This window comes from Nitrincola salilacus (genome assembly GCF_046271865.1).
In the GTDB taxonomy this organism is placed as follows: Bacteria; Pseudomonadota; Gammaproteobacteria; order Pseudomonadales; family Balneatricaceae; genus Nitrincola; species Nitrincola salilacus.
Genome location: NZ_CP176580.1, coordinates 4,430,651 through 4,443,591 on the forward strand (window position 1 = coordinate 4,430,651; position 12,941 = coordinate 4,443,591).

14 protein-coding genes are annotated in these 12,941 nt (G+C 49.3%); 5 read left to right on the forward strand and 9 right to left on the reverse strand.

The features are described from left to right. Position 1: 1 nt before the first annotated feature. From ACK3CJ_RS20380 to ACK3CJ_RS20395, 4 genes are all read right to left on the reverse strand, one after another. On the reverse strand, positions 2–862 hold the full coding sequence (locus tag ACK3CJ_RS20380) for an amidohydrolase family protein (protein ID WP_409524028.1): 861 nt from the start codon (positions 860–862) through the stop codon (positions 2–4). Beyond that, complete coding sequence (locus ACK3CJ_RS20385; RefSeq protein ID WP_409524029.1) at positions 859–1,992, reverse strand: mandelate racemase/muconate lactonizing enzyme family protein; 1,134 nt, start codon at positions 1,990–1,992, stop codon at positions 859–861. Before ACK3CJ_RS20385 ends, ACK3CJ_RS20380 begins: the two co-directional genes overlap by 4 nt. Continuing rightward, on the reverse strand, positions 1,992–2,894 hold the full coding sequence (kdgD, locus tag ACK3CJ_RS20390) for a 5-dehydro-4-deoxyglucarate dehydratase (RefSeq protein ID WP_409524030.1): 903 nt from the start codon (positions 2,892–2,894) through the stop codon (positions 1,992–1,994). The genes ACK3CJ_RS20385 and kdgD overlap by 1 nt, the downstream gene beginning before the upstream one ends. A gap of 69 nt (positions 2,895–2,963) precedes the next feature. Beyond that, a complete protein-coding gene (locus tag ACK3CJ_RS20395; RefSeq protein ID WP_409524031.1) occupies positions 2,964–3,689 on the reverse strand; it encodes a FadR/GntR family transcriptional regulator in 726 nt (241 codons plus the stop codon). A gap of 121 nt (positions 3,690–3,810) precedes the next feature. Here ACK3CJ_RS20395 and ACK3CJ_RS20400 point away from each other — a divergent pair, with 121 nt between their 5' ends. From ACK3CJ_RS20400 to ACK3CJ_RS20415, 4 genes are all read left to right on the forward strand, one after another. Then, positions 3,811–4,788: a TRAP transporter substrate-binding protein gene (locus tag ACK3CJ_RS20400; RefSeq protein ID WP_409524032.1), complete on the forward strand. Its 978-nt coding sequence runs from the start codon at positions 3,811–3,813 to the stop codon at positions 4,786–4,788. Between the two features lie 65 nt (positions 4,789–4,853). Further along, positions 4,854–5,324 carry a TRAP transporter small permease gene (locus tag ACK3CJ_RS20405; RefSeq protein WP_409524033.1) on the forward strand — a complete coding sequence of 157 codons (471 nt, stop codon included), beginning with the start codon at positions 4,854–4,856 and terminating at the stop codon, positions 5,322–5,324. Beyond that, the gene (locus ACK3CJ_RS20410; RefSeq protein ID WP_409524034.1) at positions 5,324–6,607 is read left to right on the forward strand and encodes a TRAP transporter large permease; all 1,284 of its coding nucleotides are present in this window, start codon (positions 5,324–5,326) and stop codon (positions 6,605–6,607) included. Before ACK3CJ_RS20405 ends, ACK3CJ_RS20410 begins: the two co-directional genes overlap by 1 nt. Positions 6,608–6,611: 4 nt before the next feature. After that, a complete protein-coding gene (locus ACK3CJ_RS20415) occupies positions 6,612–7,418 on the forward strand; it encodes an NAD-dependent epimerase/dehydratase family protein (RefSeq protein WP_409524035.1) in 807 nt (268 codons plus the stop codon). A gap of 34 nt (positions 7,419–7,452) precedes the next feature. Here ACK3CJ_RS20415 and ACK3CJ_RS20420 read toward each other — a convergent pair whose 3' ends face one another. Genes ACK3CJ_RS20420 through ACK3CJ_RS20435 form a run of 4 tightly spaced genes read right to left on the reverse strand, consistent with a single transcriptional unit; the run spans position 7,453 to position 11,302 of the window. Beyond that, positions 7,453–8,487, reverse strand: coding sequence for an IS630 family transposase (locus ACK3CJ_RS20420; protein ID WP_409523339.1), 1,035 nt, complete (start codon positions 8,485–8,487; stop codon positions 7,453–7,455). Between the two features lie 59 nt (positions 8,488–8,546). Continuing rightward, positions 8,547–9,269 (reverse strand): anaerobic ribonucleoside-triphosphate reductase activating protein, encoded by a 723-nt coding sequence (locus tag ACK3CJ_RS20425; RefSeq protein WP_409524036.1) that lies wholly within the window; start codon positions 9,267–9,269, stop codon positions 8,547–8,549. A gap of 34 nt (positions 9,270–9,303) precedes the next feature. Beyond that, entirely contained in the window at positions 9,304–9,477 is a 174-nt protein-coding gene (gene nrdD, locus ACK3CJ_RS20430) for an anaerobic ribonucleoside-triphosphate reductase (protein ID WP_409526630.1), read from the reverse strand. Between the two features lie 28 nt (positions 9,478–9,505). Further along, positions 9,506–11,302, reverse strand: a complete 1,797-nt coding sequence (locus tag ACK3CJ_RS20435; protein ID WP_409524037.1) for a ribonucleoside triphosphate reductase — start codon at positions 11,300–11,302, stop codon at positions 9,506–9,508. A gap of 160 nt (positions 11,303–11,462) precedes the next feature. On the opposite strand from ACK3CJ_RS20435, the gene ubiT reads away from it, so the two are divergent. Further along, positions 11,463–11,996, forward strand: a complete 534-nt coding sequence (gene ubiT / locus ACK3CJ_RS20440) for a ubiquinone anaerobic biosynthesis accessory factor UbiT (RefSeq protein ID WP_409524038.1) — start codon at positions 11,463–11,465, stop codon at positions 11,994–11,996. Positions 11,997–12,017: 21 nt separating this feature from the next. Here the strand turns inward: ubiT and ACK3CJ_RS20445 are convergent, their stop codons facing one another. Continuing rightward, entirely contained in the window at positions 12,018–12,938 is a 921-nt protein-coding gene (locus ACK3CJ_RS20445) for a U32 family peptidase (protein WP_409524039.1), read from the reverse strand. Positions 12,939–12,941: the final 3 nt, after the last annotated feature.

A 12,941-nucleotide genomic window follows, 5' to 3' on the forward strand; every position in this document is an offset into this window, starting at 1 on the left:
GTTAATGCCTGAAAAATCCATATAACTCCTCAGGATTTTCTGCCAACACTTTTTGATGATATTTCGCTGGAATCCAGCTTAATGCCAAATCAAGAAGAGTCATGTCATCAGGGTAAGTCTGTGTTGTTGTGCACGAGTTATGTGGCCAATTAGTGCCCCAGACGATACGCTCGGGCGCATACTCAGAAATCACCAGGGCAATTTCAGCGACATCATCATAATGAGGACCACCCATAATCGAAGACTCGTAACATCCCGCAAATTTAAACCAGCAGTTACCCTTATCCAGTAGCTTCTTAATCATGTCGACTTCGGGGCCGTGCGGGCTAACTGGTTTAAAGAATTTGCCATGATGATCAATGACGAATCGTGAACGCACGTTCATCAGCTGTGCGAACTTGTCAGCCAGTGTGTTGCCATCAAACTGTATGGCAATCATCATATCTCTGACACGGGTGAGACGATCAATCCCTGCCAATGCGGTAAAAGGTACCGCCCCACCGGGGAGATCCATGATCCGGGCTCCAACAATGCCACGTTCTCTTAGCCAATTAAGCTCGACTGGAAGGATGTCAGGCTGGAATGCGGCAACCCCTGTTGCAGGGAGAGGGATCTTTCCAAGAATATCAACTAAACATCGATTATCCGTCTGATGGGCATTACCAACCGTTATCACAGTTCTCTCTATCCCAAGCCATTTGCTCAGGTGCAGATACTCATCCAAGCCTGGACATCCTGCTGGTACTTCAGGCCCTGGTTCCACACGAGGGAAGCCAGGCGCGTAGATGTGATTCTGACAGTCAGTCAATTTTGGAATGGCTGGGAATTTAGATGGCTGCCCGGTTAATTTTCTTTCGATCATGGCTTCAACCGGTACTCTTCTAATGCCTCACGATTAATCTCAATACCCAACCCTGGCTTATCGGGAATTTGCAGTATGCCATTGACGTGTTCTATCGGTGTATGAACAACAGCCTGCCTGAACGGATTATGCGTCCGATCAAATTCAAAGATTGGTTCCAGCGGGTCGATACGTACTGGTGCCGGAGGTAAGTTCGCCATTACCTGGAGGCTGGCAGCGATCTGAACGGCGGTCCCCCACACGTGTGGAACAACACGCACTCCCACCAGTTGAGCCATATCAACAACCCGTTTCATTTCGGTAAAGCCACCGACTCCGCAGACATCTGGCTGAATGATATTCACGAGCCGCTGTTGAATAGGTTGCTGCATCCCCCAGCGAGAATGCCAGGTTTCTCCCGCAGCTACCGGGATCGGCTGTCCTTTCTTAACGTCCCGGTAGGCGTCCAACCACTCTGGAACGATGGGCTCTTCAAACCAGTCAATATCATATTGCGAAGCCTGTATGCCTACTGCTATAGCCTCATCCACCTGATAGCCGTGATTGGCGTCGATCATCAGTCTCATATCGGGACCAACAGCCTCACGCACCTGACGAATCAATTCCAGATCCTCTTCCTTGTTGAAACCAATTTTCATCTTGATCGCATGAAAGCCTTCAGCTTTATAACCAAGCGTTTCCTGAACGACAGAGCTGATTCGATCAACCCCTTGCAGTTTGAATGAACCAGTGGCGTAGGCCTTGACGGACTCACGGAAACGTCCTCCCAGCAGGGTAGAAACAGGTTTTTTAAAGAACTTTCCTTTGATATCCCACAATGCTATGTCTATGCCGGAGAGCGCGGTGATACTGATGCCACGCTGGCCTTGATCACGATAAGTATGGTAGAGGTCTAACCAGATTTTCTCTGTTTCGAGAGGGTCTTTCCCGATTATTCGCGTTTTGTAGGCTTCAACAACCGCCGCATTCATTAATACAGGTCCAAGACACTCTCCCCAACCTATCAGACCATTATCGCAAACAACTTCTACCAGTAGATGTTGTCTTCGATCAAAGCGCATTGAGGCACTCTCAAACGGAGTGGGTAATGCATAGTCCAGCAGATGAGTTTGAACATCAACGATACGCATTAGCGATGAGCCTCAATCAGTTGCAGTAACATGGACTCCTCTTCGCTTGTGAGATCTGTCAGAGGAGAGCGCACGGAGCCAGCGGCAAAGCCTTGAAGTCTTACGCCTGCTTTAATTGCAGATACGGCATATCCCTTTTCTTTATCCCTGATCTCCATAAAGGGATAAAAGAAGCTATTAAGAATTTTTGTGGTGTACTCAATGTTACCGGCCCTTAATTCACGGTAGAAATCACAGGCCAGCTTCGGCACAAAGTTAAACACAGCCGAAGAGTAAGTAGTAAATCCGGCACCAAGATAGGCTTCTGCAAACAGCTCAGCGGTAGGCATACCACCGAGATAAGTCAATCGGTTGCCTAATTTTGCGGTGACCTTCCGAACGAGACCTATATTGCCTGTACCATCTTTAAAACCCACCAGGTTCGGACATTCATCAGCAAGTCGAGCTAATGTTTCCGGCAATAATTGAGAGTTATCACGGTTGTAAACCATCACTCCGATTGAAACAGCATCACACACTGTTTTGATATGGGCATAAAGACCATTTTGCCCAGCATCAATCAAATAGTGTGGTAATAAAAGAATGCCATCCGCACCTGCCTGCTCGGCTTCCTGAGCTATTTGAACCGCCAAACGGGTACCATAACCACAGCCAGAAACAATCGGTAATCCGCCAGCAGACGCTTTTGCAACAGACACTATCTCTGGAATTTCTTCAGGAGAAAGTGAAAAGAATTCTCCAGTACCTCCAGCCGCAAAGAGGACTTTGGCATCGTACTGACTCAGCCATGACAAGTGTTCGGCGTAGGGTTCCGGATTAAATTTTCCATCACTGTCGAAGGGTGTAACAGGGAAGGATAGCAAGCCTGATCCAAGATGTTCTTTTAACTCTAATGGTGTCATGAGTTCACTCCTAGCAATTGGTTACGCCGCTAGATTGAACTCATGAATACCATCTTGTCAACACTTGTCTTACAAGTTTCCAGATATCAGTAAATCTGCATATCTATTCAAGGTGCCGCTAATGTGCTCCCGCATGGCTTGCCTGGCACCCCTCACATCTTTCGCATAAATAGCATCTGCAATCTTTTTGTGTTCCTTGTAGATGTTTTCAAAGTATGCCTTGTCACGCGTCACATCCGACATAGGTCCATCTAACTGACTCCTCGGGCTAATGGCAGCTTCAACCATATCCAAAAATTCAATGAAGCGGCTGTTATTTGTCGCTTCGGCAATTACAGCATGGAATTCAAAGTCTTCCTTCGTCGAGTTTTCCCCGCTTTCTACCCTGTGACCAAACTTCCGAACGGCTTCAACTATTTTGGCTGCCTGAGTTGGTGAACGTCGCTCTGCGGCAAGCGCTGCAGCTTCCGACTCTACAGCGATGCGCATTTCGAGCACCTCTATAATTGACGAAACCCTTGCTAAATCAATTGGCCTGAATCCTTTCTGACCAAAGTTAAGCTTGCTGGCCACGAAGGCTCCAGCACCCTGGCGGGTCTCAACAATACCACCGGCTCGTAGTGAGGCGATGGCTTCCCTTACGACTGTTCGACTAACGCCGTAGGTCTCAGACAAATAAGACTCACTAGGCAACTTATCACCGATGGCATAGAGCTCACCTGTGATCTGATCCATCAACTCTTTGGAAATTTTGACAACCAGATTGGCCCTTTCACTTTTTGAAGTACTGCTCATACGCTTACTCAAAGAAAAATGGTAACGACAGACTTGACACAACTTGTATGACAAGATAAAACAACAAGACATAACTTAACTGCCAATAGTAACAATAAAAATAAACCAAGGAGATACAAAGATGCAACTTCATCCGTTGTTTTTCAAAACAGTCATAGCCATCAGTGCTGCAGCCCTTGTCATCACTGCTCAAGCCAAAGAGCTGAAAGGCTGGAATGGACACCAGCCTGACTATCCAGTATCAGTTGCCATGGATGAATTTGGGAAACTGATTGCAGAACGTACCAATGGGAGCTACACGCCAAAAGCCTATCATTCAGCACAGCTTGGCCAACAAGACGATGCCATTGAGCTTCTTCAGTTCGGTGTAGTAGACTTTGCAGTGTTTAATCTGGTTCCACTGAACAACATAGTGTCGGCCACTCAGGCCACAACACTGCCATATGCATTCAAATCTGTAGAGCACATGCACCGCGTTATGGATGGGGCTGTCGGAGATGAAATCGGCAAAGCTATGGAAGCAGCTGATATGGTTGCATTAGCGTGGTACGACAGTGGTTCCCGGTCTTTCTATGCCAATAAGCCACTGAACTCAATTGATGACCTCAAAGGTTTAAAGATTCGAGTGCAAAACTCTGATGTTAATGTGGCCATGGTCGAGGCGCTTGGTGCCAACGCCACTCCGATCCCATTCGGTGAGGTTTATACTTCGATCCAATCGGGAGTTGTTGATGGTGCAGAAAATAACTGGCCCTCATACGAATCGACCAGTCACTATCAGGTAGCTAAATACTACTTGCTCGACCAGCACACCATCGTCCCGGAAGTGTTTGCTATCAACAAGTCTGTTTGGAATAAGTTATCAGACGAAGAAAAAGCGATATTCAAACAAAGTGCGCGAGACAGTGCTGATTTACAGCGTACACTCTGGGCGCAACGTGAGGAGAAATCTGAACAGATAATTCGTGACTCTGGTGCAACTATTGTAGAGTTGGACGACAAAACAGACTTCATCAATGCAATGCAGCCTGTTTATGCTGAGTTTGCTACTGATCCAGAGGTCAAAGATATCCTTTCTAAAATCCAATCGGTCGAGTAAAAGTATCGCTAGTTACAACAGCCCTCGAGAGAGGGTTGTTCAAACTCATTACCAGAGTGCATGAAATGGTCATATTCGACTGGATAACTAAAATTATCATCGCACTGGCCTCCCTGGCCCTGATTTTTCTCATCATTCTTATGGGCTATCAGGTCTGGGGACGCTACATCCTTAATGATTCCCCTACATGGGCAGAGAACCTTGCACTTCTTCTCGTTTTAGTTGTTGTGCTGCCTGTTTCTGCTGTTGGGCTGAGAGAAAACTTCCACCTTGGTATTACTTTCTTTGTTGACTTTCTGTCACCCAGAGTACGGCGTTTCCTGGATTTCCTGACTACCACTTCATTATTTATGGTGGGTGCACTCATGTCTTGGTATTCATTTTCTCTTGTGATAGGGACTTGGGGACGAAAGATCCCGCTACTGGGCATTCCTCAGGGAATGCGCTATTTGCCACTTGTTATATGCGGTGCATTGATTATGATCTTCATGATTGAAAAAATTATTCTGCTGAGTCGTAATGAGGAGAAAAACTAATGGGTATCTCCATTTTAATTGGTCTCTTCATTATTACTATGGCACTTGGTTTTCCAATAGCATTCTCATTATTGATTGCCGCAATAGGTGCTACATTCTATGAGGGCACTCCTGCATTATTAACATTCCAGCGCATGGTTGCCGGTATGAGCAGCTTTTCCTTACTGGCTATACCATTTTTCGTATTTGCCGGTGAGCTCATGATGCATGGTCAAATTGCAAAGCGTTTAGTTGTCTTTGCAGATAACCTGGTTGGAAGATTTCGTGGTGGTCTAGGGATAGTGAATGTTTCTAGTTCAATGCTATTTGGTGGAATTTCCGGTTCGGCAGTTGCGGATACATCTGCCTTGGGCTCGGTGTTAATTCCTATGATGCGAGAGCAAAAATATGATGATGACTACTCCGTCAATGTAACAGTTACCTCTTCTATTGCGGGAATTATGATTCCACCGAGCCATAATATGATTCTATATGCACTGGCTGCTGGGGGAGGCGTATCTATATCCAGCCTATTTTTAGCCGGTATTGTGCCCGGTATCCTGATGTGCATCATGTTAGCATTCACTGCATGGTTAATAGCAGTAAAAAGGGGCTATCCATCAAAACCTTTTCCAGGTGCCAGAGCACTTATAGTATCAGCTATATATGCTATTCCAGGCTTCCTGACGGCTGTTGTCATCATTGGTGGGGTATTATCTGGCATATTTACGGTCACTGAGTCTGCTGCAATGGGCGCGATATGGGCAATTCTAGTCACTTTTTTTGTCTATCGTACATTAACCTGGGAGGCATTTACGAAGAGCTTGACACAAGCGGCCCGGACTACCTCATTAGTGATGATACTCGTGGGTTCAGCTACTGCATTTGCCTACTTCCTGGCACTTTATGAGGTGCCTCTGATAATTAAAGAGGGAATGTTAGCAATTTCAGATAACAAAATAGCTATTTTGCTTTTGATAAATATTGCTTTACTGGTCCTTGGGATGTTCATGGATATGGCAGCCCTGATTCTTATCTGTACTCCGATATTTCTTCCAGTTGTTCGTGAGTTTGGCATGGACCCTGTCCAATTCGGTATGATCCTGATGATGAACTTAGGGTTGGGCCTGACCACTCCACCTGTAGGAGCCTGCTTATTTGTCGGATGCGCTGTTGCAAAAGTCAAAATCGAGAGTGTATTGAGAACAGTATGGCCTTTTTATCTTTCTATTCTGATAGCTCTTTTGGCAACAACTTACATACCAGAAATATCATTAACTCTGCCTCGGCTATTCGGAAATTAATGTTATGATTGATACTATACTCATTACCGGAGCTAAAGGTGGTGTCGCAAGTTTGATGAGACCAATGCTCCATCGAATTGCAAATAATGTCCGCCTTAGTGATATCTCATCCATCAATGATCTATCACATCATGAGGAAAGTGTTGTCGCTGATTTGGCCAATTATGCTGACGTAAAACGTGCAGTTTTAGGTGCAGATTTAATATTGCACTTAGGTGGCGTTTCAACAGAACAAAGCTGGGATGATATTTTTCCGGCTAATATCATTGGTGTCCATAATCTTTATCGAGCTGCCTTAAACTGTAACAAGCCTAGAATAATTTTTGCCAGCTCTAATCACACCGTGGGGGCTTATCGCTGTGAGGAGAATATTGATGCGAATGCAATACCAAAGCCTGATAGCTATTATGGCGTGTCTAAGGTTTTTGGTGAAGCCGTTGCGAGGATGTATTATGAAAAATACGGAATCGAGACAGCCATTGTCCGAATCGGTTCTTGTTTCGAACAACCGACAGACCCAAGAATGCTGTCCACATGGTTGAGTCCGAACGACTTTTTTGGATTGATAAGTCGTATTGCAATGGCAAAAGAAATTGGTTGCCCTATCATTTATGGACGATCAAATAATAGTAAAAGTTTCTGGGATAACTGTTTGATTTCTAATATAGGATGGATACCTGAAGACAATGCTGAGGTCTATGAGTCTATCATTGGATCACCTGAACAAGTTGCCAAAGCAAAAGCAAATGGCCTAATGGATTTTCATGGGGGGCTTTGGTTGAGAGAACCATTAAAAAATATAACTGATTAGAGTTTGTTATTAACCCGGTGGCATTTTAGATCGACTATGCAGCATAGGCTATATGCTCAGAGTTAAAGTACTTTTTCACCCGTTCGGGACGTCGCTGCAGTGTCCGCATGCAGGAGCGAGTTCGGTTCTTCAGCTCGTCCACTGTCCGAGGAGCCGGACCACTATGTACCATGCCTTTCAGATCGCAGTTCAGATACTCATCCGGGTTCAGCTCTGGCGAATACGCCGGCAGAAAGAAGACTTCCAGATAGCGCTTAACCGCCTTACGTTCGAGCCAGCGTTTCACCACTTTGGCATGATGTACCCGCAGGTTGTCCAGGATCAGGAAGACCTTACCGGGTGTCGACTCAATCAAGGCCCGCAGGAATTTCTTCAACACCTTGGCTGTCATCGTCGACTCATACAACATGAAGCGCACAGTGCCCTGATTGGTGATCGCCGAAATCATATTCAGCGACACCCGCTTGGCAGGCAGTGGCTGGACCGGAGTTTGACCCACCGGTGCATAGCTCCGACCGTGCTGGGTGTTGTTCTTGATACCCGTCTCATCACCCCAGAAAATCTGGGCATTCTCCGCTTCTGCACGCGCTTTGATCTGGGGATACTCCTCCTTCAGCCAGGCATCGACACGGGAGGGGTTCTGCTCCCATGCTTTCTTCAGCGGCTTCTGTGGTGTGAAGCCCCAGCGTTTGAGGTAATCCCCCATTGTACGGACAGGTATGTCGATGCCCCAGAGCTGCTTGATCAACTGAGCAATAGCGCGACGAGTCCACAGGGCGAAACCAAGCTTGTACTGATCTGGCATCTGGTCGCGAACAGCTTCTATGACCTGCTGCTCCTGTTGTTCACTCAATCGACGTGGTTTGTTTTTAGGGCCTCGTTTTTGAACCGCAATAGCGGCGGCACCGCCTGTCTCGTAGCGCTTGTACCAGCGCCCGACAGTATCGGGGTGAACGTCGAGAAGTTGACCGATTTCACGGAAGGTTTTGCCTCTCTTGCGGAGTCGAATCGACTTCTGCCTAAGAAGTTCCTGTTGCTCTGGGCTGAGCTTGCGTGCGTCAATATTCATGCAGGCATTATACATAAATCAGATGTAAATTACCACCGGGTTAATAAATTAATTCGGTATCAACCAGTACGCAGCTCAAGCCTGGAAAAGCCCATACAGAGATGATTGATCAGTGTCTGTAGCTGCTCAGGATCGAAGGGATTGGATAACTCACGATAGGCGGGATCAAGACACTGCCCGCCTCTGGCCAGTTGAATAGCGCAATGTCTGACGCCCATCTCCTGCAACTGCTCCAGCAACAACGCCAGCTTTGCCAGATTGAAGTCGTTGGGATGCAGGGTGATTCTGACCTCCTGAGCCACCTTTGACTGCAGCAGCAGTTCGAGGCTTTGCTCAACGCCCTGATAAAGTCCCCGCCGCCCACACACCTGATCGTAATCCTCAGGCAGTGCCTTGATATCCATACCGACCCAGCTCAGATAGGGCAGCAAGGGTTTTAGCCGCTGGGGATAAACCCCTGAGGTATGCAATGCGATTTTATAGCCCAGAGTAAACGCCTCTCTGACTGCCGCCAGCAAAGCGCTCTGCAATGTGGGTTCACCACCACTGAACACCACGGCCTGAAGCAGACCTGCACGCTCTTCAAGAAAAACGCGCAGGTCCGACCAGCGCGGAGCATCGGGTGTCTGCTGTCGACTGATCATCTGTGGATTATGGCAATAGCCACACCGCATCGGACAACCCTGAGTGAAGATCACACAGGCCAGATGATCGGGATAATCCAATGTGCTGATGGGGGTTACGCCAGCAATTGCCAGATGATCTGCTGCTCTGGTAGACATACCGTTGCTCCGTTTCTGTTCAAGTCAGATAGGTTCAGTGACTCAGGCTGTGCTCTGAAAAGTGGCGACGCTCACCATGCTCAGACTGTTTACCGGGATTGAACTGGCTGACGGGACGGTGATAGCCCATCACCCGTGTCCAGACCTCACAGCGCTGGCGCTCGTTATCATTCAGGGTGACAGGTGTCAGGGTTGTCTCAGTGTTCATGGCAATTATGTTATTCATAATAGATTCCTCAGGGTTGTGTGGTCGTTGTGACCGTTTGATTCAATGAATGGATCTGCTTTCTTTTCTCTCCCAACCTTTTCTCACGTAGCAACTCGTCATCGCACTTCGGACAGAACTCATGTTCCCCCGCCAGATAGCCATGCACCGGGCAGATGGAGAAGGTTGGCGTGACCGTCAGATAGGGCAGACGGAAGCGGCTCAGTGATGCCTTGACCAGATGTTTGCAGGCGGCGGGGCTGGATACCCGCTCACGCATATACAGATGCAGCACTGTGCCGCCGGTGTATCTGCTTTGCAGCTCATCCTGCAGACTCAGCGCCTCGAAGGGATCATCCGTATGCCCGGCAGGGAGCTGGCTGGAGTTGGTGTAGTAGGGTTTTTCCGGCGTTCCCGCCTGCAGAATATCGGCAAAGCGCTGCCGGTCCTCTTTGGCAAATCGATAGGTGGTGCCCTCAGCGGGTGTGGCTTCGAGGTTATACAGATGACCTGTCTGCGCCTGAAACTGCTGCATCTGCTCACGGATATGATCCAGCAGTGCCAGCGCCAGGTTATGTCCCTCACCCTGAGCAATGTTCAGTTGGTCGTCGCTGTTGTTGCTGTTACTGAAGTTGCGCAGCATCTCATTGATGCCGTTCACACCGATCGTGGAGAAATGGTTACGCAAAGTGCCGAGGTAGCGTTTGGTGTAGGGATACAGCCCGTCATCCATCCACTGCTGCACGCAGCGCCGTTTCACCTCCAGGCTGTCACGCGCCAGTCCCATCAGGCGATCCAGCTCCGCGATCAATGCTGGCCAGTCACCCTTGTAGAGATAACCCAGCCGCGCGCAATTGATCGTCACCACACCGATGGAGCCGGTCTGCTCTGCTGAACCGAACAGACCATTGCCACGCTTGAGCAACTCACGCACATCCAGTTGCAGGCGGCAGCACATGGAGCGCACCATATGTGGTTTCAGATCAGAGTTGAGAAAGTTCTGAAAATAGGGCAAACCGTATTTCGCGGTGAGTTCGAACAGCAGATCGGTATTGGGTGAATCCCAGTCAAACTCCGGTGTGATGTTGTAGGTCGGAATCGGAAAGGTAAAGATGCGACCGCAGGCATCGCCGTCACGCATCACCTCCAGATAGGCACGGTTGATCAGATCCATCTCCACCTGCAGATCGCCATAGGTATAGGGCTGCTCAACCCCGGCGATCACCGGCACCTGCTCCGCCAGATCGGCCGGGCAGACCCAGTCAAAGGTCAGGTTGGTGAAGGGTGTCTGGGTACCCCAGCGCGATGGCACATTCAGGTTGTAGATAAACTCCTGAATCAGTTGGCGCACCTGGGTATAGCTCAAGCGATCGGCGCGCACATAGGGCGCCAGATAGGTGTCAAAGGAGCTGAACGCCTGCGCCCCGGCCCACTCATTCTGCAGCGTACCGAGAAAGTTGACCATCTGCCCCAGCGCACTGGAAAGATGCTTCGGCGCGGTACTCTCTGCCCGACCCGGCACGCCGTTGAAACCTTCAAACAGCAACTGCCGCAAGGACCAGCCAGCGCAGTAACCTGACAGCATATCCAGATCATGAATATGCAGATCAGCGTTACGATGCGCCTGACCGATCTCCTGATCATAGATCTGATCCAGCCAGTAGTTGGCAATCACCTTGCCCGCCACATTCAGCACCATGCCGCCCAGCGAGTAGCCCTGATTAGCGTTGGCATTGATGCGCCAGTCCTGCCGCTGCAGATACTCCTCGATCGTGTGGCGAACATCCACCTGACTGGCAGCCACTCCTTCCTTCTGTTCGATTCTCATATAAACACCATATGTTGAATTTAATGAGCATATAAACACTATATGTTGTGTTTAATCATATAGCGTCAAACAGAATAAACCTTGACTAATGTCATGTTTGAGAAGATCACAAGCGACTAAAATAACCCCAACGCCCTTGCTTAACCTGGAGAGATTCCTGATGCCCCTGCCCCTGTCACCACTGAAACGGCTGCCAACACCCCGCGCGCTGTCACATCAGATCAACCGACACATGCCCCTGATGCTTAAACGCAAGCTGCTGGAACCGCAGTTCAATCTGATCTTTTCCGAATACCTGGAGGCAGGCGATTTTGAACTGTTGGAGGGGCGCTATATCAGCCTGAAGCTGCGTGATATCGAACTGGAGTTGACCTTCACCCTTGTCAATAACCAACTGCGCCTGGTTGATCAACCCGGCGAAGCCACTATTCTGGGTGATATGGCCGCCTTTATGACACTGGCCAGAAAGGAGGAAGATGCCGATGGTTTGTTTTTTCAGCGCCGGATACAGGTCGAGGGTGACACCGAACTCGGGCTCGGCGTCAAGAATCTACTCGACAGTATCGAGTGGTCGGTGGATAAAAGTCCTGTCGGCAAGTTGCTGCTACGTGTGGAGCATCTTTACCGCACCCGGCTGGCAACATTGAAGCCTTTTCGCAGTACGGCGAGCCACTCGGGCAGAGCGGCCGCCTGATACCTGCGTGTCGAAAAAACGTTACGAGAGGCCGGGGGACGAGGCACACTGCTCCATCCCCGGCTTACCGAACCAGTAGCCATTGCAGTGTTGGAGGTCTCTGAGTCTGATCTGATCGGAGGGCTCCTGCTGACCACGTCTGATTCGATCAAAGCGAGCCACTACTTCGGCCATGCCACTGGCCTGCGGACTCAGGCGCACAACGGCCACCTGCAGTTGTTGCATCAGTGGCAGTTGGTCTGCCAGATCATAGCAGGCTCCCGACAGCGTCTGGATGCCATTCAACACAAACAGCTCCTGAGACTCCTGCGAACTCATCATCAGACCATCAGGATAACGCTGACAGACAAACTCACAGCGATCCTTGGGCAGATCATGATAGCGCGCCGTAAAACAACGCGCCGACCAGGCCAGCGGCAGATGTCCATAGGCAAACACCTCGGTTTCCAGCGCCAGCCCCTGCTCCGCAATGCTGGCCTGCATCGCCTCCAGTGTATGACGGGACAGCTCCACCGGCAGGCACCAGCGCTGCAATCCAAGCTTGTGCAGCAGTCCCAGCGTGCGTGCGTTATAGATATTCACCGAGGGCCCCGTCACAAACGGCACTTCCTGCTCACTCAGCAGTTGCAGTGCACTCTGATCATTGGCTTCGATCAACCAGTTGCCGCCATCATGACTCGCCTGTTCACAGAGCCTTCGCAGATGGCGCAGATCGCCTTCCGACTCAATCAGTGTCTGGCTCGACAGCACCACCTGCTTGCCTGCATCACTGAGCGACCGTGCGATCGCCAGCCAATCATCCAGCTTCAGCTCGCGCCGGCGTGAACAGACGGTTTCACCGAGATAGACAATCTCCACCGGCCAGGTGGCTACCTGTCGATAAAAGTCCCGTACCACTTCTGCGGCCCAGAAATACTGTATCGGCCCAAGGGATAGTTTCATCCG